Below are 26023 nucleotides of genomic sequence, written 5' to 3'. Positions count from 1 at the left end.
ATGACGAACCCCTCGACGTTGTACCGCGGCGGTGTGCTGCACTGTCCCGCCGATCCGAGCGCGACCGCGCTGCTGGTCTCCGGTGGGCGGATCGCCTGGTTGGGCACCGACGGTGACGCGCCGCCGGCCGACCGGGTGGTGGACCTGGGTGGGGCGCTGGTGACGCCGGCGTTCGTCGACGCCCACGTGCACGCCACCGACACCGGGTTGGCGCTGTCCGGGCTGGAGTTGTCCGGGGTGCGGTCGGCGGCGCAGCTGCTGGAGGCGGTGGCCGGGTTCGCGGCCGGTCTGCCTGCGGATGCGGTGGTGCTGGGGCACGGCTGGGACGAGTCGGGCTGGTCGGATGCGACGCTGCCGGACGCGGCGGCGCTGGACCGGGCCGCCGGTGGTCGGCGGGTGTACCTGTCGCAGGCGTCGATCCACTCGGCGTTGGTGTCGTCGGCGTTGCTGGCGGCGTGCCCGCAGGTGGGCGACGCGGCCGGGTACGACGCGTCGGGCTGGTTGCGGCGTGACGCGCACCATGTGGTGCGGGCGGCGGCGCAGGGGTCGGTGAGTCGGGCGCAGCGGGTGGCCGCGCAGCGGGTGGCGCTGGCGCACGCGGCGTCGCTGGGCATCGCGGCGGTGCACGAGTGCGGCGGGCCGGAGATCTCCGACGAGGAGGACTTCACCGGTCTGCTGGGCATCTCCGGCGGTGGGTTGCCGGAGGTGTACGGGTACTGGGGTGAGCTGGGTGGCGCGGCGCGGGCCCGGGAGTTGGGTGCGGTGGGCGCCGGGGGTGACCTGTTCGCCGATGGGGCGTTGGGTTCGCGGACGGCGCACGTGTCGCAGCCGTACGGCGACGGTGACGGGTGTGGCCACGGGTACGTGTCGGCCGAGCAGGTGCGCGATCACCTGTTGGACTGCGCGGCGCACGGCATGCAGGGCGGTTTCCACGCGATCGGTGACGCGGCGATCGACACGGTGCTTCAGGGTTTCGCGGCGGCGGCGCGGGCGGTGGGTGTGGAGCGGCTGCGGGCTGCCCGGCACCGCATCGAGCACGCGGAGATCATGAGTAAGCGGTTGATCGCCGGGTTCGTGGAGTACGGGGTCGTGGCGAGCATGCAGCCGGCGTTCGACCGGTTGTGGGGTGGCGCGGGCCGGATGTACGAGTCGCGGCTGGGTCTGGACCGGTCGTTGGAGTCGAACCCGATGGGCGCGATGCACTCGGTGGGTGTGGCGTTGGCGTTCGGGTCGGATTCGCCGGTGACGCCGCTGGACCCGTGGGGGTCGGTGCGGGCGGCGGCGGCGCACCACAATCCGGCGCAGCGGATGAGTGTGCGGTCGGCGTTCGCCGCGCACACGCGGGGTGGGTGGCGGGCGGTGCACCTGGACGTCGAGGGGGTCCTCGCGTTGGGCGCGCCGGCGACGTTCGCGGTGTGGTCGACGCCGGCCGGTGTGGAGCGGGGCCTGCCGGTGCTGCTGGCGGAGGATCCGGAGCTGCGGGGGCCGGACGACCCGACGCCGCTGCCGGTGTGTCGGCGTCTGGTGCTGCGCGGTGAGGTCATCTACGAGGAAGGGTCGTCGTGAGCGAGCAGATGAGCGGTGTGGCGTGACCGGGAAGCTTGATCTTGATCCGGTGCTGGTGGCGCGGGCGCGGGAGTTGGCGCGGCGGGCCGGGCAGCCGGTGGTGGACCTGGCGCGTAGTCACACCACGGTGTCGGTGGAGCGGGCGGTGCTGCGGCTTGCCGGTGTGACCGGTGCGGACCCGGACGGTATTCCGTGGGTGAACCGGCTCGTCGACGCGGTCGTCGCGGATGTCGGGTTGGGTCACGGGGTGGCGGTGCCGGTGTTCGACGCCCTCGCGCGGGAGGGCCTCACGGATGTGACGTTGCTGGCGCAGAAGGCGGCGGCCGGGTCGGTGCGGTTCGCGTTGCCCACCGGTCGGGCCGCGACGGCCGCCCGGTCGGCGGCGCGCAAGGTCGTCGGGGCGGGTGTCCGGCGTATCGACCGGCGGCGTGCCGAGCGGGACCGCCTGGTGAAGCGGCACGGTGACCCGGCGCAGCGGCCGTGGATCTATCTGATCGTGGCGACCGGGGACATCTACGAGGACATCCCGCAGGCGCAGGCGGCGGCGCGGGCGGGCGCGGACGTGATCGCGGTGATCCGTTCCACGGGGCAGTCGCTGCTGGACTACGTGCCCGAGGGCGCGACCCGGGAGGGGTTCGCCGGCACGTACGCCACGCAGGAGAACTTCCGGCTGATGCGCGCGGCCCTGGACGAGTCGTCGAAGGAGTTGGGCCGCTACGTGCGGTTGACCAACTACGCGTCCGGGTTGTGCATGCCGGAGATGGCGACCCTGGCCGGGTTGGAACGGCTCGACATGATGTTGAACGACTCGATGTACGGGATTTTGTTCCGTGACATCAACCCGATCCGTACGTTCGTCGACCAGCGGTTCTCCCGGCAGGTCCACGCCCGCGCGGGGATCATCATCAACACCGGTGAGGACAACTACCTGACCACCGCCGACGCCGTCGACGAGGCGCACACGGTGACGGTGTCGCAGTTGCTCAACGAGTTCTTCGCCCACGAGGCGGGGTTGGCGGACTGGCAGTTGGGGTTGGGGCACGCGTTCGAGATCAATCCGGAGGTGCCGGAGTCGTTCCGGTTGGAGTTGGCGCACGCGCTGCTGGCCCGGGAGCTGTTCCCCGAGGCGCCGCTGAAGTGGATGCCGCCGACGAAGCACATGACCGGTGACGTGTTCCGGGGCAACCTGCTCGACGGGTTCTTCAACCTGGCGGGCGCGATGACCGGGCAGGGCATCCTGCTGGTGGGCATGATGACCGAGGCGGTGGTGACGCCGTGGTTGTCCGACCGGGACATCGCCCTGCAGAACGTGCGGTACGTGCTGGGCGCGGCCGGTGGGTTGCACGAGGACTTCGTGCCCGCGCCGGGCGGGTTCATCCGGCGTCGCGCCAACCAGGTGCTCGGTGAGGCGCTGGACCTGTTGGAGCGCATCGGGGAGCAGACGCTGCTCACGGCGATCGCCGAGGGCACGTTCGGGATCATGAAGCGGCCGGCGGACCGGGGCAAGGGCCTCGCCGGGGTCGCCGCGCACGAGGCCGACTACTGCAACCCGGCCACCGAGATCCTGGAGGCGGCGGCGTGAGTAAGCAGATCGTGCGTCCGTACGGGGACACCACCGGCGACGGGATGGTGCAGGTGTCGTTCACCCTGCCGGTGTCGCACGACAAGCGGGCCGAGGGCGCCGCGGTGCAGTTGGCCAACCGGATGGGCATCGACCCGGCGATGGTGGTGCACGCCAAACCGATGGGCGACGGGTTCACGTTCTTCGTCGTGTACGGGCGGGTGAACCACCTGGTCGACCTGGACGCGGTGCAGGTGGTGGAGCGGGACTTCGCGCTGCTGTCGGCCAAGGAGGTCAACACGGTGGTGAAGCAGCGGCTGCGGCGCAAGCTGTCAGTGGTCGGGGCGTGCATCGGCACCGACGCGCACACCGTGGGCATCGACGCGATCCTCAACGTCAAGGGCATCGCGGGGGAGAAGGGCCTGGAGTACTACCGGGAGTTGAAGGTCACCAACCTGGGCGCGCAGGTCAGCGTGCCGGAGTTGGTGGAGGCGGCGAGGGTGGAGAAGGCCGACGCGGTGCTGGTGTCGCAGGTGGTCACCCAGCGCGACGCGCACCTGCACAACACCCGGGAGATGTCGGCGGCGTTCCGGGAGGCCATGCCGGCCGGGCGGCGGCCCCTGCTGATCGTCGGTGGCCCGCGGTTCGACGAGACGATGACCGACGAGTTGGGCGTGGACCGGATCTTCGGTCGGGGCACCACGCCCGGCGAGGTGGCCAGTTATCTGGTGCACGCCCTGATCACGCAGCGGAAGGCGATGGTATGACCGACTCCAGGCTCGGGTTGACGGTGACGCACCGGCGGTATGTGCCGTACTCGCACGCCCACTACGCCGGCAACCTCGTCGACGGTGCGTACGCCCTGGCGTTGTTCGGTGACGTGGCGACCGAGGTGTGCATCCGCACCGATGGTGACGAGGGCCTGTTTGCCGGGTACGCCGACGTGCGGTTCGCCGCGCCCATCCGGGCCGGTGACGTGGTGGAGGTGACCGCGCGGGTGGCCCGGGTGGGCAGCCGCAGCCGCACCCTGGAGTTGAGCTGCGCGGTGGTGTGCCGGGGCCGCCCGGACCGCTCCGAGTCGGCCGCCGAGGTCCTCGACCCGCCGATCGTGGCGGTCACCGCGACCGGCACCGTGGTCGTTCCCGCCGCAGGTGTGAGTCGCGAGGAGTGAGCGGGGGTTGCGAGCCCCGCAGTCGCGAACAGGGGGGAGGCCTGTGACCCTCGCGGTCTGCGCGGACGTCGGCTCGACGTACACCAAGGCGGCCGTGGTGGACCTGACCGCCGGTGTCCTGGTGGGTGCGGCGGCCGCGCCCACCACGGTGGGCAGCGACGTGCTGCACGGCCTGGACGCCGCGGTCGCGGCGGCCACCGCCGAGCTGGGCGTGGGTGACGTGCCGTGGTACGTGTGCTCGTCGGCCGGCGGTGGGCTGCGGCTTGCCGTGATCGGCTACGAGCCGCTGGTCACCGCGCAGGCCGGCCGGCGGGTCGGGTTGTCCGCCGGCGCGCACGTGGTGCACGTGGCCGCCGGGCGCCTCGGCGGCGCCGACCTGTCGGCCCTGCGCGCGGCCCGACCCGACGTGGTGCTGCTCGTCGGCGGCACCGACGGCGGCGACGCCGACACGATCATCCACAACGCGACGCGGCTGGCCCGGGCCCGCTGGCGGGTGCCGGTGGTGCTGGCAGGTAACGGCGACGTGCGTGCCGAACTGACCGGGCTGCTGGAGGCCGCCGGGGTGCCGGTGACGGGCGCGGACAACGTGCTGCCCCGCATCGGGGTGCTCGCGCCGACGTCGGCGCGGGCGGCGATCCGCGCGGTGTTCCTGCGGCACGTCATCGGCGGCAAACGGCTGTCGAGGGGCGGCCGGTTCGCCCAGTTGGTGCGCGCGGCCACCCCCGACGCGGTGCTCACCGGCGTGGAGGTCCTCGCCGACACCATCGGTGGGGACCTCGCCGTCGTCGACGTGGGTGGGGCCACCACCGACGTGTACTCGGTGCTCACCCCCGACGAGCGGGCCACTGGGCCGGGTCGGGAGGTCGCCGGCAGCCTGTGGCGGGCCCGCACCGTGGAGGGCGACCTGGGCATGCGGTGGAGCGCCCCCGGGGTCGTACGCGCCGCCGTGGAGGAGCGGCTGCTCGCCGCCGGTGACGCCGACGACCTGACGGCGGCTGCGGCGCGGCGGGCCGCCGACCCGGGGTTCCTGGCCGCCGACGACGCCGAGCGGGCCGTGGACCGGCGCATCGCCACCCTCGCCGCGACTGTCGCGTTGCGCCGGCACGCCCGGGGCGCCGCCACGGGGGAACGCGCCGGCCGGGACCTGCGCGACGTGCGGCTGTTGGTGGGCTCCGGTGGGGTGCTGCGCCACGCGGCCGAGCCGGTGTCCGCTCAGGTGCTGGCGGCGGTCCTCGCCGACCACGCCGGCGGGTGGGCGCTGCCACGCGCCGCCCGCGCCGTGGTGGACGTGGACTACGTGTTGGCCGCCGGTGGGCTGCTCGCCGAGGAGCACCCGACGGCGGCGGGGGCTCTGCTGCGCAAGCATCTGGGCACGCAGTGAGACACGCCGACCCGACACGCCGTGGCGCAAGACACGACAGACCGGGGGTGGGTTGACAGGAGGCGGGGTGCAGCACGTACCGTCTTTGAGTCCTACCACGGGAAGCGGCTGTTGTTCGCTTCGTCCCTTCGTCCGCTGGCCGAGCGACATTTTGAGCGTCATCGTCGCGGCGGCCAGGTCCAGCGGGCGGGGGTCGGCGGGGCGGCGCGAACCGGTCGCGGTTACCGGTGTACGGGCAGGGTGAGGTGCACGGCCAGTAGACAACGGCCCGGCGGGGGCAGCCAGTCCGCGTCCGGTCGGTCCGAAGGTCGGCGTGCCTCGTCCTCGCCACACCGGCCGGGGAGGGCCTGGGAGCATCGGGGCGCGGCGCGAGCCGCGCCCCGATTTCATGTCCGCCGGGCGGTCTGTCCCCGGCAGCCCGATGCGGCCGATGTGCCCGCCGGCCAGGTAGCCTTCGCCCCGTGATCGAGGGGACGCTGCGGTGACGACGCTGGACCGGGATGAGACCCACGCCCCGGCGGTACGGCCACGCCCGGTTGTCGCCGGACGGCCGCTGCCGCTGATGGTGGCCGTGCCGATGGCTGTCGTCGCCGGGTTGGCGCTGCTGCTGGCGTTCCCGCCGTACGGGGTGTGGCCGCTCGCGCCCGTCGGGGTGGCGTTGCTGGCCGCCGCCGCGCACCGGCGGCGGTTGCGCGGTGGCGCCGGCGTGGGCTTCCTCACCGGGGTGGCGCTGTTCGGGCCGCTGCTGGCCTGGACGAACCTGCACACCGGCTACCTGCCGTGGGTGCTGCTGTCGCTGTTGCAGGCCGGTTACCTGGCGCTGCTCGGCGCGGCCACCGCCTGGGTGTCGCCGCTGGCCGACCGGGGCCGGTGGGCGTGGCCGGCGTTGACCGGGCTGCTGTGGGTCGGGCAGGAGGCGCTGCGCGACCGGACCCCGTTCGGGGGTTTCCCGTGGGGCCGGCTGGCGTTCAGCCAGGACGAGTCGCCGCTGCTGCGTTTGGCCGCGCTGGGTGGTGCGCCGTTGGTCACCTTCGCGGTGGCCCTCACCGGTGGGCTGCTGGTCACCGCCGCGTGGCGCGCCTGGGCCACGTGGCGCGCCCACCGGGTGCCGGTCGACACCGACCTGACCGACGGCGCACCCGCCGACACCACGCCTGACGACGGCGGCAGCGCCCCGACCGGGGCCGGGTCGGGGCGGCGCTGGACGCCCGTGGTCGCGCCGGCCGCCGCGGCGGTGGCGGTGGTCGCGGCGGGCCTGCTGGTGCCGGTCGCCGCCGCCGGCGACGGCGCGTCGGTCACCGTGGCCATCGTGCAGGGCAACGTCCCGCGTCTCGGGCTGGACTTCAACGCCCAGCGGCAGGCGGTGCTCAACAACCACGTCGACGCCACCATCGAGTTGGCCGGCCAGGTCGCCGCCGGCACGCAACGCCAGCCCGACCTGGTGGTGTGGCCGGAGAACTCCAGCGACATCGACCCGCTGCGCAACCCCACCGCCGGCGCCCGCATCTCCCAGGCCGCCGACACGATCCGCGCACCCATCCTCGTCGGCGCGGTGCTGCTCGGCCCCGACCCCGGGCAGGTCCGCAACGCGGGCATCCTGTGGCGGCCCGACACCGGCGCGGACCTGTCGCAGCTCTACACCAAGCGGCACCCGGTGCCGTTCGCCGAGTACGTGCCGCTGCGCGACGTCGCCCGGATGGTCAGTGACAAGGTCGACCTGGTCCGCAACGACTTCGTGCCGGGCAGCACCCCGGGCGTGGTGCGCGCCGGCCAGGTGGTCCTGGGCGACGTCATCTGCTTCGAGGTCGCCTACGACGAGGTGGTCCGCGACACCGTCACCGGCGGCGCGCAACTGCTGGTGGTGCAGACCAACAACGCCACGTTCGACGTGGCCGAGGCCCGCCAGCAACTGGCCATGGTGCGGTTGCGGGCGGTGGAGCACGGCCGGCCGGCGTTGATGGCCTCCACGGTCGGGGTGTCCGGGTTCGTCGCCCCCGACGGCCGGGTAAGCGACGCTACCGGGTTCAACACCCGGGAGGTCGTGGTGCGGGAGCTGCGACTCGACGACGGACGGACGCTCGCCACCCGTCTCGGCTGGTGGCCGGAGCTGGCCCTGGCCGGGTTGGCCGTGGCCGCCCTGGTCGGCGCGGGGGTGCTGCGCCGCCGCCAACGGGTCGTGCCCGGGTAGCAACAGCCGGTACGCCGGCGGGAGCGGAGGAACCGTGATCCAGGCGACCGATACGATCCGGCGTCCGGACGAGGTGCCCGGCGTGGGCCGGGTGCTGGTGGTGATCCCCACCTACAACGAGGCCGACAACGTGGCGGCGATCGTGGGTCGGGTCCGCCGAGCCACCCCCGCCGTGCGGATCCTCATCGCCGACGACAACAGCCCCGACGGCACCGGCGCGATCGCCGACGGCCTCGCCGAGAACGACGCCCACGTGCACGTGCTGCACCGCAAGGGCAAAGAAGGGCTCGGCGCGGCGTACCTGGCCGGTTTCGGGTGGGCGCGCGAGCACGGCTATCACGCGGTCGTGGAGATGGACGCCGACGGCTCACACGCCCCGGAGGACCTGCCGGCGCTGCTGGAGGCCGCCCGGGACGCGGACGTGGTGATCGGGTCCCGCTGGACCAGCGGGGCGCGGGTGGTGAACTGGCCGCTGCGGCGGCTCCTGCTGTCGCGCGGCGGCAACCTGTACGCGCGTCTCGCGCTGGGCATGCCGGTCTCCGACGCCACCGGCGGGTACCGGGTGTACCGGATCAGCGCCCTGGACGCCATCGACCTGGCGTCGGTGTGCTCCCAGGGCTACTCGTTCCAGGTGGAGCTGTCCCGCCTGGCCCACCGGGCGGGTGTGCGGATCGTGGAGGTGCCGATCACGTTCGCCGAGCGGGAACGCGGTGACAGCAAGATGAGCCCGCGCATCGTGGCCGAGGCGCTGTGGCGGATCACCCGCTGGGGTGTGCAGGACCGGCGCCAGGCGGTACGCCGGGGCGTGCACGGCACCCCCACCGGTCAGGCGCGGTGGCCGTGAGCGCGGCCGTGTCATGCTGGATGAGCGGCGCGTGTCAGGTGCCGCGCGACAGCGATGAGGTGAGATGCGGCGAGGACTGAGGTTCGTACCGGTTGCCCTGCTGCTGGCGGTGATGCTGGAGCTGGCGGCGTTCGTCCTGTTGGGGCGGGCGGTGGGGTTCGGCGTGGCGGTGCTGCTGGTGTTCGCCGCGTCCCTGCTGGGGTTGGTGCTGCTGCGCCGGGAGGGGATGCGGGCCTGGCGGGGGTTCCGCACCGCCGCGCAGGCCGGTCAGCCGCCGGGACGGCAGGTGACCGATGGGCTCGTGGGGTTGGCGGGTGCGCTGATGCTGGCGGTGCCGGGGCTGGTCAGCGGCCTGGTCGGGTTGCTGCTGATGGTGCCGCCGGTGCGTCGGCTGGTCCGAGCCGGGGTGCAACGCGGCGCCGAGCGGCGGGTGTCGTCGATGGTCGCCGGTGACCTGTTCGGGCCGCGGACGGTGCGGGTGCGTCAGGGCGCGCCGCAACCGACGCCGCAGCCGGAGCCGGAGCAGCCGGTCGTGGTCGACGGCGGCCAGGCCATCGAGGGTGAGATCGTCGAGCCCGGCCACCGCAACTGAGGCATACACGCGTCGGCGCCCCCGGGGACTTCCCCGGGGGCGCCGACGCGTGTGGTGGTGCGGCTGCTCAGGCGCGGCCGCGGCGGGTACGGACCTCCTGGAGCCGTTCGGCGAGGATGTCCTCGAGCTCGGCGATCGAGCGCCGCTCCAGCAGCATGTCCCAGTGGGTACGCGGCGGCTTGGCCTTCTTCTGCTCCGGCTCGTTGCCGTCGACGAGTCGAGCGACGCTGCCGTCGAACTTGCACTCCCAGGTCGTCGGGACCTCGGCGTCGACGGCGAACGGCACCTCGAACTGGTGGCCCTTGGCGCACAGGTACTCGCGGGTCTGACGCGGCGCGAGCTCCGTGTTGCGGTCGGATTCGTAGCTGACCGCGCCGAGCCGGCTTCCGCGCAGCATACGCTCGCCCATGATCGACTTCCCCTCGTTCGTGGTGCTGGTCTTCTGGGTGTAACGGTGGGTTCCCGTCGCCTCATTCCCGCCCGAGGGCGTGAGGCGCCCACGGGTGGGCCGCAACCAAGGGTAGCCGGCCTGGCCGGCTACCCGACCGGGTGATCCCGGGCGGGTCTCGGCGGTGGCGGGTGATGGCTGCCACCGGGGATGTTAACCGCCCGGACGCGGTGAAGGTTGCGCCGGCGTCCACCGGCCGGCAACCCTACCGCCCGCACCGGCGCCGCACCGGTCAGCGGGCCGCCTCGTCGGGGGCGGCGGCGCCGAGTCGGGCCAGCGCCAGAGCGAGGTCGCTGACCTGGTCACCGAGCTGCGCCACCCGCCGCTGGGCCAGGTCACGGTCGGTTTCGGCGGCGTCGAGGCGTACCGACAGGGCGGTGAGCCGGCCCTCGGCGGTGGCCGCGGCCTGCCGGACGGCCGTCAGATCGGCGGCGAGGGCGTCGCGCTGCGCGGCCGTGGCGGCCAACTCCGCGCGGAGCCGGGCGGCGACCTCGGCGGCCTCCTGCCGGGCGTCGTCGGCCTCACGGGCGGCGACCTGGGCGCGGTCGCGCGCCCGGTCGGCCTGCTCGCGGGCGCGGGCCGCGTCGGCTGCCTCGGCGCGGGTCCGCGCGGCGTCGGCGCGGGCCTGGTCGATCTGGCGGCGAACGTCCTGCACCTCGCTCTGCCACCGCCCGGCCCGCTCGGTCGCCTCGGCGGCGACCCGTGCGGCCCGCTCGGCCTCGGCACGCACCCCGTCCCGCTCGACGGTCAGGTCGGCCACCCGCTGCCGCTCGGCGTCGCGTTCCGCCCGCAGGTCACGCACCTCGACGCGGGCCTGGTCCCGGTCCCGTTCGGCCTGGGCGCGCAGCGCCTCGGCGGCGCTGGCGTCGTGCCGCGCCTGGTCGCGGGCAGCCTCGGCGTGCTGCGCCCGCTCCTCGGCCGCGGTGGCCTGCCGCCCGGCCCGCTCGGCGCGCTGCCGGGCGTCGTCCGCCTCGGCGAGGGCGGCGCGGGCCTGCTCCCGGGCGCGCGCCGCGTCGGCCGCCGCGTTCTCGGCGTCGTCGCGGGCCTCGTCGCGTTCGGTCTGCGCCGCCGCGATCTCGGTGGCGGCCTCGGCGCGCACCTGGGCGACCTGCCGCTGCACACCCACCGGGGACAACTCGGCGTGCAACGCCTCGGTCAACGTCTCGACGACCTGGTCGAGCCGGTCCACCGCCTCCCACGTGCGGGCCACCTGACCGGGCAGGCCCGGGGCGTTGCGGTGCCGCATCCGGCTGTTGCGAGAGGCACGCTGGCAGGCGCCGTCGTTGTCCCGGCAGTAGCGAAACGGTCGACCCGCGCCGACCCGCTGCGGCACCGGCCGTCCACAGTGGGCGCACGGGCGGGTGTCGGTGGTGGTGGGCTCGGCGTCCATCGAGGTCGCAGTCTAGTGCCGGGGCGCCGACGGGTCAGGTCGCGGTCCGGGCGGTCGCGTCGAGGGTGTAGCGGCGTTGCAGCAGCAGCGCCGCGAGCATCGCCACCGCCGGCAGCAACCCGAAGCCGTAACGGACCGCCGCGAGCGCCGCATCCGGCTGCACCGGCGACTCACCGGCCGTCGAGGCCACGAAACCCCCCACGGCCAGGCACAGCGCGTACGCGTACGGGCCGAGCGCCGCGCCGGTGGCCTCGGCGGCGGTCCACACCCCGGTGTAGGTGCCCGCGCCGGTCGTGCCGGCAGCGCTGGCGCCCGTGGCGGTCGTGGTGGTGTCCGTGCCGGCCGTGGTGGTGTCCGTGCCGGCCGTGGTGGCGGCGCGGATCACGTCGGGCAGCATCGAGAACGGCAGCAGCTGCATGCCGGCGAACGCCACCCCGAGCACCGCCACCGCGCCGATCAGCAGCGGCAGCCCGGCCGGCCGACCCACCGCCAGCACCAGCGAGCCCACCGCGAACGCGCCCTGCGCGCCGAGCAGCGCCCGCTGCTTGCCGACGCGGCGGGCCAGCACCAGCCACCCCGGGGTGACCAGCAGCGCCGGCGCGACGAACGCGGCCACCAGCACCGTGGTGAGGCCGGGCGCCCGCAGCTCGTACTCGGCGTAGTAGGGCACCCCGGCCAGCACCAGGTGGGTGGTGGTCGACATGGCCAGGTACGCGGCGACCAGCCAGCGGAACTGCCGATCGCGCAACGCCGTGCGCAGTGCCCGCCAGCCGCCGTGCCCCGCCGGTGTGGGGGTCGCCGCGGAGCCGCGCAGGCGGGCGATGCCGGCCACGCCGACGAGCATGGCGGCCAGCATCCCGACCGCGAGGACCACGCCCATCCGCTGGTAGCCACCCCGGGTGGCGGCGTCACCGCCGGTCAGCAGCGGGGCCAGCAGCCCGGACACCAGGATGCCCAGGGTCAGCACGACCATCCGGAACGCCATCAGCCGGGTGCGCTCGTGGTAGCCGATCCGCAGGTCGGCCGGGGTGGCCAGGTAGGGGACCTGGTAGGCGGCGAAGAGCAGGTTGCCGGCGACGAAGAACACCGCCACCCACGCGGCGGCCGGCGCGCCGGTCAGCCCGCCGGGCACCGCGAAGAGCGCGGCGAACGCGATCGGCAGGGCGCAGCCGAGCAGCAGCAGTCTCCGCCGGTCGCCCCGGCGGCTCTGCTCGACGTCGGCGCGGTGGCCCACCCAGGGGTGCAGCAGCACGTCGGCGATCTTCGGCAGCAGCAGCGCCAGACCGGCCAGCCACGGCGCGACGGCCAGCACGTCGGTGAGGAAGTAGAGCAGCAGCAGGCCGGGCACGGTCACCCAGACACCCATGCCGAGCGAGCCGGCCGCGAAACCGGCCAGGGGGCCGCGGGGCAGCGTCGTGTCGGTGGCGGCCACGGGCCGCCGGTCGAGCCCGGTCATCGCCGCATCCTCTCCGCAATCCAACGGTTGCTGGATTCTAGGGGCAGAATGGCGGCCATGACCATGCCCCGACGCCGTCCGGGTCGGCCCCGACGCGAGGAGACCCGACCGACCCGCGAGGTGGTGCTCACCGCCGCCACCGCGCTCTTCGCCGAACGCGGCTTCGACGCCGTCGGGCTGCGGGAGGTCGCCGCCGCCGCCGGCGTGGACGTCGCCACTGTCGCGCACCACACGGGTACGAAGGCGGCGCTGTACGACGCCTGCTTCGCCCGGGTGTTCACCGCCGAGCGGGAGGTGCTCACCGGGGCCACCGAGCGGGCGCGCACGGCCCTCGACGCCGGGCCGGACGCGGCGCGGCAGGCGCTGCACGATCTCGTCGACGTGTTCGTCGACTTCCTGGAGGACCACCCGGAGACCACCGCGCTGTGGCTGCGCCGCTGGCTGGAACCGCAGCGTCACACCGAGCTGGACCAGCGCTACGCCGAACCGCTGTACCGGCTGGTGGCCGAACTGCTCACCGCCGCGGCGGCGGCCGGCGCGCTGACCGAGCCGACCCCGCACGTCACCGTACGCAGCCTGGTCTGGGCCACCCACGGGCACGTGGTGGCGCTGGCCGCCGGTGCGCCGGGCGCCCGGGAGCGGCGCGAGTTCCGCGCGTTCGTGCACCGCCTGCTCGACGGGCTGTACGGACCGCCGGTCGCTTGACGGGCCGCCCCCGCGCGACGATTATCCATCGGACGTTGGATTAAATGGGGGCAGCGATGCAGGCACCACCCAGGGTGGCGGTGATCGGCGCCGGCGCGGCCGGACTCGCCGCCGTCAAGGCACTGCGCGACGCGGCCGTGCCGACCGTGTGTTTCGAGGCCACCGACCAGGTCGGCGGCCTCTGGGTGTACGGCGCTCCGGACTCGCCCGCGTACCGCACGCTGCACCTGAACACCAGCCGGGGCCGCACCGAGTTCGCCGACCACCCGATGCCCGCCGACTGGCCCGACTACCCCGACCACCGCCGCGTCGCCGGCTACCTGGCCGACTACGCCGACCGGTTCGGCCTGCGCGACGCCATCCGCCTGCGGCACACCGTCGAGCGGGTCACCCGCGATCCCGCCGGCACCTGGACGGTGACCGCCAACGGTCCGGACGGGCCGGTCGAGGTCACCGTCGAGGCGGTGGTCGTCGCCAACGGCCACAACCGGACGCCCCGACTGCCCGACCCGGCCTACCCCGGCACCTGCACGGCCGAGCAGCTGCACAGCCACGACTACCGGGGCCCCGAGCAGTTGACCGGCAAGCGGGTCCTGGTCGTGGGCGGCGGCAACTCGGCGATGGACATCGCGGTCGACGCCTCGTACGCGGCCGAACGCACCCTGCTGTCGCTGCGCCGAGGCGTCTGGGTGGTGCCCAAATACCTGCTGGGCCGCCCCTCGGACACCCTCAACGGCGCGCTGGCCCGCCGGCTGCCGTGGCGACTGCGCCAGCGCATCAGCCAGACCATGCTGAGCGCCACCGTCGGCAGCCCGACCCGCTACGGGTTGCCCGCGCCGACGCACGGCTTCCTCCAGGACCATCCGACGCTCTCCGACGGGTTGCTGTCCCGGCTGACCCACGGCGACGTCGAGGCCCGGCCTGGCGTCGCCGCCCTCGACGGCGACCGGGTCGACTTCACCGACGGCCGCAGCGACCACGTCGATCTGATCGTCTGGTGCACCGGCTACCGGGTGGAGATCCCGTTCCTCGACCCGGCGCTGCTCGGCGGGGCCGCCGACACCCTGCCGCTGTACCGGCACGTGTTCCACCCCGAGGCTCCCGGCCTGACGTTCGTCGGGCTGATGCAGTCCACCGGGTCCGCGTTTCCCCTGGTGGAGGCGCAGGCCAAGCTGATCGCCGCGCAACTGACCGGCCGGTACGCGCTGCCCGACCCGGAGCGACAGCGGGCCGCCTGCCGGGCCGAGCTGCGAGCCGCGACCGCCCGCTGGGGTCAGCGCCGCCCGGCGATGCGGGTGGACTTCGACGCGTACCTGGCCGAGCTGACCCGCGAGCTGACCGCGGGCGCCCGCCGCACGGGAGCCGGACGGTGACCGGGTTGACCGGCCGGCGGGTGCTGGTCACCGGGGCGAGCGGCACCTTCGGCCGGCACCTCGGCGCTGCGCTGAGCGCCGCCGGCGCCCGGGTCGTGGGGCTGGACCTGCACGCGCGCCCCGACGAGGACCTGCCGGTGCTCGGCTGCGACCTGACCGACCCGACCGCCGTGCCACCGGCCGTGCAGGCCGCCGTCGACCGGCTCGGCGGGCTCGACCTGCTGATCAACAACGCCGGGGTCGGTGGCCCCGCCCCGGCCGAGCTGCCGCCCGACGAGGTGGTGCACCGGCAACTGGAGGTCAACCTGCTCGCCGCGTGGCGGACCACCGCCGCGGCGCTGCCCGCGCTGGTCACCGCCCGCGGACGGGTGATCTTCGTGGCCAGCCGGATGGCGGTGCTGCCGCTGCCGCTCGCCGCGGCGTACGGGGTCAGCAAACGGGCCCTCGTCGCGTACGCCGACGCGCTGCGCCACGAGGTCGGCACCCACGTCGGCGTGAGCGTCGTCTACCCGAGCATGGTGGCCTCACCGATCCACGACAGCACCGCCGAGGCCGGCCTGTCCCTGCAGGGGGTGTCCCGGCCCGAGCCCGTCGCCGGTGTCGTCGCGGCGATCCTGCGCGCCGCCACCGCCCGCCGCGCACCCCGGGACGTGGCGACCACGACACGCGGCCGGCTGGAGCTGGCCGTCGGCCGGCACGCGCCCGCGCTGGCCGACCGGCTGGTACGTCGTACCCTCGCGGCCCGCCTCGCCGCCGGCGACCTGGACGCCGCGCCGCTGGCCGCCGGGATGGTGCGCCGGCACCGCGATCTCGACCGCTGACCCCTGCTACGTCCGCATCAGCGCGCGGCCGCGGGCTGAGCGCCGATCCTGTGTGCCTGGTCCGTCACGGCTGCCAGGAAGGCAGTGAGAGCGGGAGCCGGCGGGGTGTCTCGGGTGGCGGCGAACAACCGCCGCTTGAGGGTGGCTTCGGCGACATCTCGGATCGCGAGCGCGGGGTCGTCGCGGGGCACGGTCAAGGTCGGCATCAGGGCAACGGCGGCAGCGGCACGGACGAGTTCGAGTTGAACGTCCGCGTCGCTGCAGCGGTGCCGCAGGTCGGGCTCGTAACCGCCGAGAGCGCGGCAGGTCCCGACGACCATGGCGTGGTGGCCGGTGCCCTCGGCTGAGGCGGCCCAGATGTCGGATCGCAGGTCGGTCACCGCGACGGGTCCGCCGGGCTGGGCGAGGGGATGCGCTGCGGGCAGGACGATCTTCAGGCGCTCTTCGAGCAGGAGGGTGAAGCGGAGTCCGGCGGGGCGGGGGCGGGGGTGGCTGTCGTACTCGTCGCCGATGACGAGATCGACCGCGCCCAGGCGTAGACCTGGCAGGGACTGTTCGAGCTCCAGCTCGAAGATCTCCACGCGGACCTGCGGGTGGTCGGCCTTGATGCGGGCCACCGCCGGGACGAGGAGGCGGCGGGCCGCCGACTGCAGGCCGCCGGCACGCACGGTGCCCCGGATATCGCCGCTGAGGGCGGCAAGGTCGGCTTCTGCCGCCTCGGCCGCCGACAGCAGCACCCGCGCGTGCTGAGCGAGAAGGTGTCCGGCGTCGGTGAGCCGCACACCCCGCCCGGCCTTGTCGAACAGGCGGGCGCCGACCTCCTTCTCCAGCAGGGCCAGTTGCTGGGAGACGGTGGACGGGCTGTAGCCCAGAGCCGCGGCGACCGCGGCCAGGGTGCCTCGTTCCTCGAACTCCCGCAGGAAGCGCAACCGCCGAAGACCCAGCTCGATCATGCGGAAATCCTAACGATTCAGCTCCGGGAATCATCGCTAGACCCGATCGGTCACGTCCGAGATCCTTGGCGGCATGGGTGCAGCACTGTGTCTCTTGTCCGCGGCCTGTTTCGGCGCGATGGCGATCTTCGGCAAGCTCGCCTACGACGCTGGCGTCTCACCCGGGTCGCTGCTACTGGTCCGCTTCACCCTGGCCGCCGTCCTGCTCGGAATCGTCCTCCTGGTGCGGCCGGGAATGCGCAGCGCCACGTCCGGCACTCCCTCGGGTGAGGCGGCCGGTCAGCCGACGATGACGCGCTCCCGGGTGCTGGCCATCGCCGTCGGTCTGGGTGCCATCGGGTACGCCACGCAGGCGAGCCTGTTCTTCTCCGCGTTGCAGCTGATGGACGCCTCGCTGCTGGCCCTGATCCTCTACACCTACCCGGTCATGGTCACCGTGGCAGCGGTGTTGCTCGGCCGTGACCGGCTCACACCCGCGCGGGGCGCCGCGCTGGCGGCGGCCTCCGGCGGAACACTGCTGGTCCTGCTCGGGGCCGGCGCCGTGAGTTTCCACCTGCTCGGGGCGCTGCTGGCCTTCGCCTCCGCGATCACCTACACCGTCTACATCCTCGTCGCCGACACCGTCGTGCGACGGCTGGCACCCGTGGTGCTGTCCGCCCTGGTGATGACCGGTGCGGCCGGCACTCTCGGCGCCCGCGCCCTGTTCACCGGCGGCGTCGACCTCGACTTCGAGGTGGCGGGATGGTTCTGGCTGGCCTGCATCGCCGTGGTCTCCACCGTCGTGGCGATGCTGAGCTTCTTCGCCGGGCTCAAGCGCACCGGCCCGTCGGCCGCCGCCATCCTGTCCACCTTCGAGCCCGTCGTCACCGCCGCTCTGGCCGCGCTCGTCCTCGGCGAGTCCCTGACTCCGGTGCAACTCGCTGGCGGCGCGCTGGTGCTGTCCTCCGTCGTCGTCCTCCAACTCCGACGCACCGGCAACCGCCGCCCGGGCCCGAGCACGCGTCGAGCGTCCGACCCCGGGCCAACCCACCAGAGGTCAGCCGGTGGCGACCGCCGCGCGGGACCGGTCGGCGGCGATCCGCACGGCCAGCGCCGCGAGCGCCGTCCCGGTCACCCAGCGCTGCACCCGCAGCCACAGCGGCCGGCGGGCGAAGAACCCGGCGAGGGAGCCGGCGGTGAGCACGATCAGCGCGTTCACGGTCAGCGCCACGGTGATCTGGGTCAGGCCGAGCAGCAGGCTCTGCGCCGCCAGGTGCCCCCGCGCCGGGTCGATGAACTGCGGTAGCAGCGACACGTAGAGGATGGCGATCTTCGGGTTCAACAGGTTGGTGACCAGGCCCATCGTGAACAACCGCCGGGGCGGGTCCGGCGGCAGCGGCGCGGGCGTGAACGGGGACTTCCCACCCGGGCGCAGCGTCCGCCAGGCCAGCCAGAGCAGGTAGCCGGCCCCGGCGAGCTTCACCACCGCGTACAGCGTCGGCACCAGGACGAAGACGGTGGCCAGCCCGGCGACCGCCGCTGCCAGGTAGACGCCGAACCCGGCGGCCACCCCGAGCAGCGAGACCAGGCCGGCCCGGCGGCCCTGCGCCACCGACCGGGAGATCAGGTAGACCATGTTCGGGCCGGGCGTGAGCACCAGCCCCAACGCCACCAGCGTGATGCCCAGCAGTGCACCCGTACCCACCATGACAAACCCCCCTGCCCCATGATCACTGACACTGACCGTAGGCAGGGCGGTCACCTCCGGCCCAGATCCACCTCCGCGACGGTGGCCTGCCGCGCCAAACCGGTCACCGGGGGCGTGAACCACCTGCTGGACGTCCGCCGGGAATGGTCGACGGCCCGTCCGCGCTGATCCGTTGCGGTGCGTGTCGCCGGCCGGAGGCGGCGCGTTACGGTGGCCAGGGGAGGTGCCGCAGGGTGACCGAAGCGTGGGACGCGGCCGTGGAGGCGCAGATCCGGGGAGCCGTGCAACGCGGCGAGTTCGACGACCTGCCCGGCATGGGCAAGCCGATCCCCGGCAAAGGCGCCCCGTACGACGAGTCGTGGTGGATCAAGAGTTTCCTGGAGCGCGAGGCGCTGCCCAGCGACCTGCTGCTGCCCACCCCGCTGCAACTGCGTCGACGCGTCGAACAGGTCCCCGACGAGGTCCGCGACCTGCCCACCGAACAGTCCGTGCGGGACTTCGTGGCGCAGCTCAACGCGCAGATCTTGGCCTGGCTGCGCAACCCTGACGGCCCCCGGGTGGTGGTGCGTCCGGTGAACGCCGACGAGGTGGTCCACCGTTGGCGCGCCGAGCGCACCCGACGCGAGGTCCGCCCGCCCGCCGCCGAGCAGGCGACGGTCGTCGCGCCGGCCCGGCGACCCCGGCGCGGCTGGTGGCTGCGCTGGCGCCGCCGCGGCTGACCCCCACGGCGGCGACCGCGACGGCAGACTGTGCCGATGCTGATCGTGTCCGCGTCCTCGACACTCGCCCTGCGCCGCTGGTGCGCGGACGACCTCGACGCGCTGCTGGCCGCCTACCGGGATCCCGTGCTGCGCCAGTGGACCCGGGTCCCGGTGACCACCGCCGCCGAGGGCCGGCGGTGGCTGGACCGGGTGCGCGACGACTGGGACGACGGCAACCGGTACGCGTTCGCCGTCCTCGACGGCGACGCGGCCGGTTCACCGCTGGTGGCGAACGTGGTGCTCAAGCGGGCCAACCTTTACCGGCCGGGCGCCGAGGTGGGGTACTGGACGGCGGCGTGGGCGCGTGGGCGGGGGATGGCCCCACGGGCGGTCACCGTGCTCAGCGAGTGGGCGTTCGACCGGTTTCCCGGGCTGCCCCACATCGACCTGATGCACCAGGTGGACAACGTCGCATCCTGCCGGGTGGCGCAGAAGAGCGGCTACCTGTTCCAGGAGGTGCTGCCGGCCCGGCCACCGTTCCCCCTCGACGGTCACCGGCACACACTGGCCGCCCCCTGAGTCAGTCGACGGCGGCCCGCCAACTCCAGGAGGTACGCCGTTCCCGGCCGGGCAGCTCGCCGCGGCCGGTCATCCACAGCAGCACGTCGGGTGCGTCGCCGTCCGGTGCGTCCGGGAAGAGGCGCCGCAGCACCAGCGCGCTCAGCCCCTGCGGGGGCAGCCATGGCACGCCCAGTCCTGCGGTGATGTCGTACGTGTGCAGCAGGGTTTCCGCCACACCCATCGCGGCGAAGCCGGCCGGGTCGCAGGGGCCGAAGTGCCAGGCCCGCACGTCCGGCCCGGCGGCGTCGACCACGGCGGCGAGCAGGCCGGCGCAGGCCCGCACCACCGCCAGCACCTCCGCCGGGCTCGCGGTGGGGGAGACCCGCAGGTCGTACGGGAGGTAGCCGTCCTGCGGGCGGCCGGTGACCTGCCCGGCGTACGCGAGCAGGTCGTGCGCGACGTGCGCGGCGGTGGTCCAGCAGCTCCACGTCAGCGTGCCGGCCGGCACCGACCAGTCGTGCTCCCGGTGCGGGTGCAGCACCCGGGTCATCTCGTCGGCCGCCTGGAGCAGGTCGGCGCCGGTCACCGCTGGCATCCGTCGACCCTCGCAGCGGCTCCGGCTCGGCGCAACCGGAATCGTCAGCCAGCGGACGCGGCGGCTCCGGGTTGGCGCAACCCGGTTCGTCAGCCGGCGGACGTGGCTGCGGCATCGAGGCGTGTCGTCGACCCGGCCGCCAGCGCGTCGGAGACGCCGCGGATCCCGGCGCGGATCATGTCGCCGTACGGATCGTCGGGCAGAGCGTCGGTGAGCTGGCGGGCCGTGGCCAGGTGCTCATGGGCAGGCCCGGTGTGACCGAGCCGCCGGTGCACGTCGGCGAGATTGAGATGCAGCGAGGGCAGGAAGCCGCGTACCCGCAGGGCGTCGTCGTGTTGCCGGGCCCGCTCGTCGGTCAGGTCGGCGACGGCGGCCAACGCGCGTTCGTCCCACACCAGCTCGGCCTCGGCGGTGTCCTGGAGGTCGGCGAGGTAGTGGGCGAGGGTGCAGCGGTGCAGGGCGTCGCCGGTGGGACCGATCTCGTCCCAGAGGGCGGTGAGCAGTTCGCGGGCCCGCGTCGGCGTACCGGATTGGCCGAGCTGCACCGCTTCGATGATGCGCGTCATGGTCGGGTCGGGTGTCGGCTGGTCGTCCATGCCGCCGATGCTCGGGCCTCGACCCGGTCGAGGGTCAAATCCGATTGAGCGCGCCGTCGGCGTTCCGTACGGTGCCCTCAACCCATCCCAGTGCGGACAGAGGACAAAAACGCGTGACCCCGCCTGCTCTGTAGACCTGACACCTTCTCGCGCTCACCTGTAGCCGACGCTGCCGTCGGCTCTTCCGGGCTGCCCTCGTGCGCCCGGTCATCCAGCGTTCGAGGCCGCGTATGACCGGCCTCTTGTCAGGTCTGGAGAGTCATGTCCTCACCACCGCATATCGTGCTGCCCTGGGTCGTTCGTCGAACCAGGTTGCCCCTGCTGTCGTTACGCTGCGTGGACTGCCGATCGGAGTCGGCCACCACCGGCCAGGGCAGGTTCCGCGTCAACGCCAACGGCAAACTGCTGGACGTGTGGCTGCTGGTCCGCTGCGTGTCCTGCGATCGGACCAGCAAACTCACCGTGCACGAGCGAAAGACGGTCGGATCCTTCGATCCCGTCGAACTTCGCGGCTACCGCCTCAACGATCCGGCGCTGGTGGCGTCCACGTTGTTGGATCCGCTGCTTGCCCGGCGCTGCCACTTCACCCTGGACTGGTCCGACGCCTGGCGACTGGACATCGGGCCGGCGCGGCTCGACGAGGCGTGGCCGGTCCGGGTAGCGGTCGCCTTCGAAGATCCCGTGCCGGTGCGCCCGGAACGGCTCATCGCACAGGGGCTCGGCCTCAGCAGGAACGAGGTGCGGCGGCGGGTCAAGTGCGACATTCCGTCGCGCCGTCCCACGAGCGCCGGATTCACCTTCACGGTGCTGGCCGGGGACTAGCGCGGCCGTAGCCGGGCGGACCACCCGGTCCGCCCGGCTACGGCTGAGCATGGATGCCATCTCGGGGCGATCAGGCGGCGTCGTCGCAGGCGGTGGCGGCGGACTTGTCCCGCCAGGCCGCGAGGTCGTCCTGGATGCTGGCGATCTTGACCAGCTGGCGTTCGATCGCGTCACGACCCAGGGCCAGATGCCCGGGCAGCTTGTCCCCACCGGTGACCTCGTAGATCAGGGCAGCGCCCTTGACCGGGTCACCGAGCTGGGTGTGGTTGGCGGTGTCGCTCCACTCCAGCGTCACGTGCGCGGGTGTGCCGTCGTACGCGGGGATGCGCTGCGCCGGGGTCGACAGCGAACTGGCGTCCAGGAAGTCGGTGCGGAAGACGCCAGGCTCCACGACCATGCTCTGGATCCCGAACGGCTCCAGCTCCACCGCGAGCGCCTCGCTGATGCCGGCCACCGCGAACTTCGAGGCGCTGTACAGGCTCACTCCGGGTTCGCCCTCGAATCCGGAGCGGGAGCCGATGTGCACGAGCTTGCCCGATCCGGCGGCTCGCATGACCGGCAGGACAGCCCGAGTCATGTTGATCAACCCGAAGACGTTCAGGTCGAACAGGGAGCGCGCCTCGTCGTCGCTGATCTCCTCCAGCGCGCCGAGCAGACCACGGCCCGCGTTGTTGACGAGTACGTCGATGCCACCGAAGTGCCGCACGGCCGTCTCGACGGCAGCGGTGATCTGCGAGGTCTGGGTGACGTCGAGGGCGACGCCGAGGACCCGGTCGGAGCGCCGCAGGTCGTCCGGCAGCTTCTGCGGGTCCCGGGCGGCTGCCACGACCGTGTCGCCGCCCCGGAGAGCGGCCCGCGCGATCTCCAGACCCAGCCCCCGGGATGCGCCAGTGATGAACCACGTCGACATGAGATGCCTCCATACTGTCTGTCAGGGAAGTGCCCCAGTGGGGCCTGACATCCACTGAACCAGCGCTGACGAGGCGAGACAGGCCGCAAAATGGCCCGCCTGATCGGGGGACAAAGTGGGCCACCCTTATCGTCGGCCTATCATCGGCTGATGCGCGACAGTGGGCAGATGGACCGTGAGCACAGCGCACCGATGGCAGAATTCCTCCGCTCCGCCCGCTCCCGGCTCACCCCGGAGGAGGCCGGGCTCGACGACCCCAACCTGGGTCGACGCCGGGTGTCCGGCCTGCGCCGCGAAGAACTCGCCCGGCTTGCCGGGGTGAGCGTGGACTACTACACGCGCCTCGAACAGGGCCGCAGCCGCAGCGCCTCCGCCGAGGTCCTCGACGCGCTCGCCACCGCCCTGCACCTGGACGACGCCGAGCGCAGCCACCTGCACACCCTCGCCCGGCCCCAGCCCGCCCGCCGCCGCCGCCCCCGCCCTCAGCGCGTCCACCCCGCCACCCTGGACCTGCTGGAAACCCTCCAGCAGGCCGGCCGCCCCGGCTTCGTCCTCGGGCGGCGCCTCGACGTGTTGGCCAACAACCCACTCGCCGGACGCCTGATCACCGACTTCCGCGCGCTCCCCGCCGCCGACCGCAACCAGGCCCGCTTCGTCTTCCTCGACCCGCACGCCCGCGAGCTGTACCGGGACTGGGCCCACGTCGCCGCGGACACCGCCGCCATGCTCCGCCTCGACGCGGGCCGCCACCCGGACGACCCGGCTCTGAGCGCCCTGGTCGGTGACCTGTCCATCCGCAGCGCGGAATTCCGGCGCTTCTGGTCGGACAACAAGGTCCACCGGCGCACGACCGGCACCAAGAACTACCACCACCCGCTCGTCGGCGACCTCACCATCAGCTACCAGGCCCTCACCCCCGGAGACGACCCGGACCAGACCCTCTTCGTCTACGGCACCGAAGCCGGCAGCCCGTCCGAGACCGCGCTGCGCCTGCTGGCCCAATGGAGTACGGCGGCAGCCGGCACCGGAAAGCCGCAGGACACAAGCGCCCGAAGCTCACGAGGGCGCTGATCAGCGCGCGTGCCCGTCACCCTTCCTGGCGCGGGTGTGGACGCCGCCACGGACGAGCAGGTCGTTCCTGGTTCGGAAACTACGGACGGCGCGGCTGCGGGGCCGAAGATCCGCGCCGCTATCAGGGCGATCCGGCGCCGGGGGCAGGCAGCCCGCAGCGGGGTTGAAGGCGGGTGGGAGCATGATCGCATGGAGATTTTCGAGGACTCCCGCAACGTGTCGCGCGACGATCTGGCCGCCTGGCTTCGCCAACTCGCCAGTCAACTGGAATCCGATGGGCGGATCTTCTTCGGCGCCGCAGGCACCGTGCGGGTCCCCGACGAGGTCGAGTGTGAATTCGAGATCGAGGACGAGGACGGGGAGATCTCCGTCGAGATCGAGTTCACCTGGCCCAGCCCTCGGTCGGCCTCCGCCGACGCCTCAGAGGACGAGGACGCGGAGGAGTCGAACGACGAGGACGAAGACTCGGAGGAGTCGGAGGACGAGGACGAGCCGGCCGTGGAGAAGCAGGCCGCCACCGCCGCCGCTGTGGAGGTCACCGCCCCGGTCACGGCGGAATCCCTCGGTGCCGCACCGGCGGAGGCCGAGACCGCTGCCGCGCCGACCGAGGTTGAGGCCGCTGCCGCGGAACAGCCCGCGACCCCGGCTGAGGATGCCACGCCGGCCGCCGCCGAGCCTGCCGACACCGCCAGCGCGGAAGAGACGCCCGCGGCCGGTGCCGGCGAGGAGACTCCCGCCGAGGAGCCTGCCGGCGAGGACACTGCCGCCGAGACGGTCGACGCCGGCACCGCCGAGAAGACGGCCTGACCCCAGGTCCCGCGAGGTTCTCCGGAGAGCCACCCTGCGTGTCCTCCGGAGAACCGACACCGGCCCCCGGCAAACGGTTGCCCGCAGTTGCGGGGGAGATGGCGTCTTTGACGACCTGTCCGTGGTCGTCGAAATCCACTACCGCCTGTGCCGCTCAGGTGGGCAGTTCACCCGGTGAGGTCCTGGTGCCGGCCCACACCCGCCCGCCGAAGGTGCTACGGTCTGGTCCGCCGTGCATGGTCACTACTTGAGGAGGTGAGTCCGATCAACGCTTTGACAGGCTGGGACTCCCTCTCCCGCACTGCCTAGGGAGCGCCCGCACAAGGCACCCCTGAAAGGCACGTACTCGGCATGCACATCCATGAAGAATTCTTCACTGTCGATGGTGTTCCCGCTGTCCTGTGGACCTCGGTTGATGACACCACGAACGTTCGCCCCCTGATCCTCATCGGCCACGGCGGCGGCCAGCACAAGACCGCCCCTGGCGTCCTGCACCGCGCCCACCATTTCGTGAACAGCGGATTCGCGGCAGTCTCGGTGGACGTCCCGAACCACGGCGACCGCCCGACCGACGACCGCTACCAGAGCATCGCCACCGAAATTGGGACCCGCGTCGACTCCGGCGAGGAACTGGCCCCGCTGCTCGCCGATTTCCACTCTCTGGTCGCCGAACAGACAGTCCCGGAATGGCAGGCCGTCCTGGACCACCTCGAGTTCGGACCAGTCGGCTACTGGGGCGTCTCGCTGGGCTGCGGGCTCGGAGTGCCGTTCGTGGCCGCCGAGCCCCGGGTCCGCGCGGCGGTTCTGGGTCTGGGCGGAGCCTCGGCCCCAGCTTGCGCGGAGGCCGCGGCACGGATCACCGTGCCGATCGAGTTCCTGGTTCAGTGGGAGGACGAGCGGGTACCGCGCGAGCAGAGCCTGGCCCTGTTCGACGCGTTCGGCTCGGCCGACAAAACCCTGCACGCCAACCCAGGCCGCCACGGCGACCGACTGCCCGACCACGAACTGGACAGCGCGGTCCGGTTTTTCACCCGCCACCTGACGCCGCACTGACCGACAGACCGTCCAGTGGTGCTCGCCGATGGGCAAGACCTACCTGGCGCGTCGCATCGTCGCCGAGGTCGAGCTGGCGACGACCGCGAGCGAGCGCAGGCTCGTCCAGACCACTTCAACGAGACGGGGCGGCGTGTACCTCGAGGTCGCTGACGCGACGCAGTAGTGGCGTTAGGCTCCGGGCCATGGGGCTGCTCACCTTCAGCATCAACGTCACTGTGGACGGCTGCGTCGACCACCAGGAGGGGATCGCCGACGACGAGACGCACGCCTTCTTCACCCGTCTCTTGGACGAGAGCGGGGCGATGCTGTGGGGCCGCGTCACCTACGAGATGATGGAGGGCCACTGGCCGGCCGTCGCCCGCGGTGACGTGGAGGCGCCGCCGGCCATGCGTGAGTGGGCGGCCAAGCTGGAGGCTCAACCCAAGTACGTGGTGTCATCGACGCGCACGGACTTCCCGTGGACCAACAGCCACCACATCACCGGCGATCTGCGCGAGGGCGTGCAGAAACTCAAGGACGCGACCCCGGACGGGGTGCTGATCGGAAGCGGCAAGCTCGCGACCGAGCTCGACCGGCTGGACCTGATCGACGAGTACAAGCTGCTTGTTCAACCCATGATCGCCGGCCACGGCCCGACGCTGTACCAGGGCGGGCTGCCCGCCACTCGCCGGCTCGAACTGCTCTCGGCCGAGCCGCTGAGCAACGGCGTGATGTCCATGCACTACCGCCGCGCGCTCTGAATCACCGGAGTCCATCGCCGCCAGCTCA

27 protein-coding genes and 1 pseudogene are annotated in these 26023 nt (G+C 73.2%); 20 read left to right on the top strand and 8 right to left on the bottom strand.

All coding sequences use genetic code 11. The features are described 5' to 3' along the window. The 8 genes from ABZ780_RS20395 to ABZ780_RS20360 all read left to right on the top strand — a co-directional run bounded on the left by ABZ780_RS20395 (position 1) and on the right by ABZ780_RS20360 (position 9303). Positions 1 to 1566: an amidohydrolase gene (locus ABZ780_RS20395; protein WP_357487021.1), complete on the top strand. Its 1566-nt coding sequence runs from the start codon at positions 1 to 3 to the stop codon at positions 1564 to 1566. 22 nt (positions 1567 to 1588) lie between these two features. Next, positions 1589 to 3148, top strand: coding sequence for a lysine 5,6-aminomutase subunit alpha (locus ABZ780_RS20390; protein ID WP_357001249.1), 1560 nt, complete (start codon positions 1589 to 1591; stop codon positions 3146 to 3148). After that, positions 3145 to 3894 (top strand): OAM dimerization domain-containing protein, encoded by a 750-nt coding sequence (locus tag ABZ780_RS20385; RefSeq protein ID WP_357001246.1) that lies wholly within the window; start codon positions 3145 to 3147, stop codon positions 3892 to 3894. Before ABZ780_RS20390 ends, ABZ780_RS20385 begins: the two co-directional genes overlap by 4 nt. Beyond that, positions 3891 to 4298 (top strand): hotdog domain-containing protein, encoded by a 408-nt coding sequence (locus ABZ780_RS20380; protein WP_357001244.1) that lies wholly within the window; start codon positions 3891 to 3893, stop codon positions 4296 to 4298. Before ABZ780_RS20385 ends, ABZ780_RS20380 begins: the two co-directional genes overlap by 4 nt. A 43-nt stretch (positions 4299 to 4341) precedes the next feature. Continuing rightward, a complete protein-coding gene (locus tag ABZ780_RS20375) occupies positions 4342 to 5679 on the top strand; it encodes a glutamate mutase L (RefSeq protein WP_357001241.1) in 1338 nt (445 codons plus the stop codon). A 562-nt stretch (positions 5680 to 6241) separates the two neighbouring features. Further along, entirely contained in the window at positions 6242 to 7867 is a 1626-nt protein-coding gene (gene lnt / locus ABZ780_RS20370; protein WP_357002765.1) for an apolipoprotein N-acyltransferase, read from the top strand. Between the two features lie 34 nt (positions 7868 to 7901). After that, on the top strand, positions 7902 to 8711 hold the full coding sequence (locus tag ABZ780_RS20365) for a polyprenol monophosphomannose synthase (RefSeq protein ID WP_357001238.1): 810 nt from the start codon (positions 7902 to 7904) through the stop codon (positions 8709 to 8711). 64 nt (positions 8712 to 8775) lie between these two features. Continuing rightward, entirely contained in the window at positions 8776 to 9303 is a 528-nt protein-coding gene (locus tag ABZ780_RS20360) for an FxsA family protein (RefSeq protein ID WP_357001235.1), read from the top strand. 67 nt (positions 9304 to 9370) lie between these two features. Here the strand turns inward: ABZ780_RS20360 and ABZ780_RS20355 are convergent, their stop codons facing one another. The 3 genes from ABZ780_RS20355 to ABZ780_RS20345 all read right to left on the bottom strand — a co-directional run bounded on the left by ABZ780_RS20355 (position 9371) and on the right by ABZ780_RS20345 (position 12597). After that, positions 9371 to 9712 (bottom strand): RNA polymerase-binding protein RbpA, encoded by a 342-nt coding sequence (locus ABZ780_RS20355; RefSeq protein ID WP_007460094.1) that lies wholly within the window; start codon positions 9710 to 9712, stop codon positions 9371 to 9373. Between the two features lie 271 nt (positions 9713 to 9983). After that, positions 9984 to 11141: a hypothetical protein gene (locus ABZ780_RS20350; protein WP_357001232.1), complete on the bottom strand. Its 1158-nt coding sequence runs from the start codon at positions 11139 to 11141 to the stop codon at positions 9984 to 9986. A gap of 34 nt (positions 11142 to 11175) precedes the next feature. Next, positions 11176 to 12597 carry an MFS transporter gene (locus tag ABZ780_RS20345; protein ID WP_357001229.1) on the bottom strand — a complete coding sequence of 474 codons (1422 nt, stop codon included), beginning with the start codon at positions 12595 to 12597 and terminating at the stop codon, positions 11176 to 11178. Between the two features lie 57 nt (positions 12598 to 12654). Here ABZ780_RS20345 and ABZ780_RS20340 point away from each other — a divergent pair, with 57 nt between their 5' ends. The 3 genes from ABZ780_RS20340 to ABZ780_RS20330 are packed head-to-tail and all read left to right on the top strand — an operon-like array spanning position 12655 to position 15496. Then, positions 12655 to 13302, top strand: coding sequence for a TetR/AcrR family transcriptional regulator (locus ABZ780_RS20340; protein WP_357001226.1), 648 nt, complete (start codon positions 12655 to 12657; stop codon positions 13300 to 13302). 56 nt (positions 13303 to 13358) lie between these two features. Further along, positions 13359 to 14675, top strand: coding sequence for an NAD(P)-binding domain-containing protein (locus ABZ780_RS20335; protein WP_357001222.1), 1317 nt, complete (start codon positions 13359 to 13361; stop codon positions 14673 to 14675). Further along, complete coding sequence (locus ABZ780_RS20330; RefSeq protein WP_357001219.1) at positions 14672 to 15496, top strand: SDR family NAD(P)-dependent oxidoreductase; 825 nt, start codon at positions 14672 to 14674, stop codon at positions 15494 to 15496. The genes ABZ780_RS20335 and ABZ780_RS20330 overlap by 4 nt, the downstream gene beginning before the upstream one ends. 17 nt (positions 15497 to 15513) lie before the next feature. Here ABZ780_RS20330 and ABZ780_RS20325 read toward each other — a convergent pair whose 3' ends face one another. Then, the gene (locus ABZ780_RS20325) at positions 15514 to 16449 is read right to left on the bottom strand and encodes a LysR family transcriptional regulator (protein WP_357001215.1); all 936 of its coding nucleotides are present in this window, start codon (positions 16447 to 16449) and stop codon (positions 15514 to 15516) included. Between the two features lie 73 nt (positions 16450 to 16522). Between ABZ780_RS20325 and ABZ780_RS20320 the strand changes: the two are divergent. Next, positions 16523 to 17395: pseudogene (locus ABZ780_RS20320) on the top strand (DMT family transporter); the annotation flags it as partial. Between the two features lie 90 nt (positions 17396 to 17485). Here the strand turns inward: ABZ780_RS20320 and ABZ780_RS20315 are convergent. Further along, complete coding sequence (locus ABZ780_RS20315; RefSeq protein ID WP_357001212.1) at positions 17486 to 18136, bottom strand: LysE family translocator; 651 nt, start codon at positions 18134 to 18136, stop codon at positions 17486 to 17488. A gap of 233 nt (positions 18137 to 18369) precedes the next feature. Here ABZ780_RS20315 and ABZ780_RS20310 point away from each other — a divergent pair, with 233 nt between their 5' ends. Together ABZ780_RS20310 and ABZ780_RS20305 are read left to right on the top strand one after the other, a co-directional pair. Then, on the top strand, positions 18370 to 18855 hold the full coding sequence (locus tag ABZ780_RS20310; RefSeq protein WP_357001208.1) for a DUF1992 domain-containing protein: 486 nt from the start codon (positions 18370 to 18372) through the stop codon (positions 18853 to 18855). 36 nt (positions 18856 to 18891) lie between these two features. After that, positions 18892 to 19416 (top strand): GNAT family N-acetyltransferase, encoded by a 525-nt coding sequence (locus tag ABZ780_RS20305; RefSeq protein ID WP_357001205.1) that lies wholly within the window; start codon positions 18892 to 18894, stop codon positions 19414 to 19416. A 1-nt stretch (position 19417) separates the two neighbouring features. Here ABZ780_RS20305 and ABZ780_RS20300 read toward each other — a convergent pair whose 3' ends face one another. Together ABZ780_RS20300 and ABZ780_RS20295 are read right to left on the bottom strand one after the other, a co-directional pair. Next, positions 19418 to 19993 carry a maleylpyruvate isomerase N-terminal domain-containing protein gene (locus ABZ780_RS20300; protein WP_357001203.1) on the bottom strand — a complete coding sequence of 192 codons (576 nt, stop codon included), beginning with the start codon at positions 19991 to 19993 and terminating at the stop codon, positions 19418 to 19420. A gap of 89 nt (positions 19994 to 20082) precedes the next feature. Further along, positions 20083 to 20589, bottom strand: a complete 507-nt coding sequence (locus tag ABZ780_RS20295; RefSeq protein ID WP_357001200.1) for a hypothetical protein — start codon at positions 20587 to 20589, stop codon at positions 20083 to 20085. 336 nt (positions 20590 to 20925) lie between these two features. Between ABZ780_RS20295 and ABZ780_RS20290 the strand changes: the two genes are divergently transcribed. Further along, positions 20926 to 21411 carry a DUF1062 domain-containing protein gene (locus ABZ780_RS20290; RefSeq protein WP_357001198.1) on the top strand — a complete coding sequence of 162 codons (486 nt, stop codon included), beginning with the start codon at positions 20926 to 20928 and terminating at the stop codon, positions 21409 to 21411. Positions 21412 to 21481: 70 nt separating this feature from the next. On the opposite strand, the gene ABZ780_RS20285 is transcribed toward ABZ780_RS20290, so the two are convergent. Beyond that, a complete protein-coding gene (locus tag ABZ780_RS20285; protein WP_357001194.1) occupies positions 21482 to 22321 on the bottom strand; it encodes an SDR family NAD(P)-dependent oxidoreductase in 840 nt (279 codons plus the stop codon). Positions 22322 to 22471: 150 nt separating this feature from the next. On the opposite strand from ABZ780_RS20285, the gene ABZ780_RS20280 reads away from it, so the two are divergent. From ABZ780_RS20280 to ABZ780_RS20260, 5 genes are all read left to right on the top strand, one after another. Further along, entirely contained in the window at positions 22472 to 23392 is a 921-nt protein-coding gene (locus ABZ780_RS20280; RefSeq protein WP_357001191.1) for a helix-turn-helix transcriptional regulator, read from the top strand. Between the two features lie 189 nt (positions 23393 to 23581). After that, positions 23582 to 24199: an amphi-Trp domain-containing protein gene (locus ABZ780_RS20275; protein WP_357487019.1), complete on the top strand. Its 618-nt coding sequence runs from the start codon at positions 23582 to 23584 to the stop codon at positions 24197 to 24199. Between the two features lie 351 nt (positions 24200 to 24550). Then, complete coding sequence (locus ABZ780_RS20270; RefSeq protein ID WP_357487017.1) at positions 24551 to 25252, top strand: alpha/beta hydrolase; 702 nt, start codon at positions 24551 to 24553, stop codon at positions 25250 to 25252. Positions 25253 to 25280: 28 nt separating this feature from the next. Further along, the gene (locus ABZ780_RS20265; RefSeq protein ID WP_357487015.1) at positions 25281 to 25418 is read left to right on the top strand and encodes a hypothetical protein; all 138 of its coding nucleotides are present in this window, start codon (positions 25281 to 25283) and stop codon (positions 25416 to 25418) included. 19 nt (positions 25419 to 25437) lie between these two features. Next, positions 25438 to 25995, top strand: coding sequence for a dihydrofolate reductase family protein (locus ABZ780_RS20260; RefSeq protein WP_357487013.1), 558 nt, complete (start codon positions 25438 to 25440; stop codon positions 25993 to 25995). The last annotated feature ends 28 nt before the right edge of the window (positions 25996 to 26023 follow it).

This window comes from Micromonospora sp. NPDC047467 (genome assembly GCF_040643095.1).
Classification (GTDB): domain Bacteria; phylum Actinomycetota; class Actinomycetes; order Mycobacteriales; family Micromonosporaceae; genus Micromonospora.
This window is presented reverse-complemented; position numbering and strand designations above follow the sequence as displayed.

Excerpts from the sequence above, each read along its gene's own strand:
- ABZ780_RS20395 (WP_357487021.1), top strand. The coding sequence starts at position 1 with ATGACGAACCCCTCGACGTTGTACCGCGGCGGTGTGCTGCACTGTCCC.
- ABZ780_RS20380 (WP_357001244.1), top strand. The coding sequence starts at position 3,891 with ATGACCGACTCCAGGCTCGGGTTGACGGTGACGCACCGGCGGTATGTG.
- lnt (WP_357002765.1), top strand. The coding sequence starts at position 6,242 with ATGGTGGCCGTGCCGATGGCTGTCGTCGCCGGGTTGGCGCTGCTGCTG.
- ABZ780_RS20360 (WP_357001235.1), top strand. The coding sequence starts at position 8,776 with ATGCGGCGAGGACTGAGGTTCGTACCGGTTGCCCTGCTGCTGGCGGTG.
- ABZ780_RS20355 (WP_007460094.1), bottom strand. The coding sequence starts at position 9,712 with ATGGGCGAGCGTATGCTGCGCGGAAGCCGGCTCGGCGCGGTCAGCTAC.
- ABZ780_RS20350 (WP_357001232.1), bottom strand. The coding sequence starts at position 11,141 with ATGGACGCCGAGCCCACCACCACCGACACCCGCCCGTGCGCCCACTGT.
- ABZ780_RS20345 (WP_357001229.1), bottom strand. The coding sequence starts at position 12,597 with ATGACCGGGCTCGACCGGCGGCCCGTGGCCGCCACCGACACGACGCTG.
- ABZ780_RS20340 (WP_357001226.1), top strand. The coding sequence starts at position 12,655 with ATGACCATGCCCCGACGCCGTCCGGGTCGGCCCCGACGCGAGGAGACC.
- ABZ780_RS20335 (WP_357001222.1), top strand. The coding sequence starts at position 13,359 with ATGCAGGCACCACCCAGGGTGGCGGTGATCGGCGCCGGCGCGGCCGGA.
- ABZ780_RS20325 (WP_357001215.1), bottom strand. The coding sequence starts at position 16,449 with ATGATCGAGCTGGGTCTTCGGCGGTTGCGCTTCCTGCGGGAGTTCGAG.
- ABZ780_RS20315 (WP_357001212.1), bottom strand. The coding sequence starts at position 18,136 with ATGGTGGGTACGGGTGCACTGCTGGGCATCACGCTGGTGGCGTTGGGG.
- ABZ780_RS20305 (WP_357001205.1), top strand. The coding sequence starts at position 18,892 with ATGCTGATCGTGTCCGCGTCCTCGACACTCGCCCTGCGCCGCTGGTGC.
- ABZ780_RS20300 (WP_357001203.1), bottom strand. The coding sequence starts at position 19,993 with ATGCCAGCGGTGACCGGCGCCGACCTGCTCCAGGCGGCCGACGAGATG.
- ABZ780_RS20295 (WP_357001200.1), bottom strand. The coding sequence starts at position 20,589 with ATGGACGACCAGCCGACACCCGACCCGACCATGACGCGCATCATCGAA.
- ABZ780_RS20285 (WP_357001194.1), bottom strand. The coding sequence starts at position 22,321 with ATGTCGACGTGGTTCATCACTGGCGCATCCCGGGGGCTGGGTCTGGAG.
- ABZ780_RS20280 (WP_357001191.1), top strand. The coding sequence starts at position 22,472 with ATGCGCGACAGTGGGCAGATGGACCGTGAGCACAGCGCACCGATGGCA.
- ABZ780_RS20275 (WP_357487019.1), top strand. The coding sequence starts at position 23,582 with ATGGAGATTTTCGAGGACTCCCGCAACGTGTCGCGCGACGATCTGGCC.
- ABZ780_RS20270 (WP_357487017.1), top strand. The coding sequence starts at position 24,551 with ATGCACATCCATGAAGAATTCTTCACTGTCGATGGTGTTCCCGCTGTC.
- ABZ780_RS20265 (WP_357487015.1), top strand. The coding sequence starts at position 25,281 with ATGGGCAAGACCTACCTGGCGCGTCGCATCGTCGCCGAGGTCGAGCTG.
- ABZ780_RS20260 (WP_357487013.1), top strand. The coding sequence starts at position 25,438 with ATGGGGCTGCTCACCTTCAGCATCAACGTCACTGTGGACGGCTGCGTC.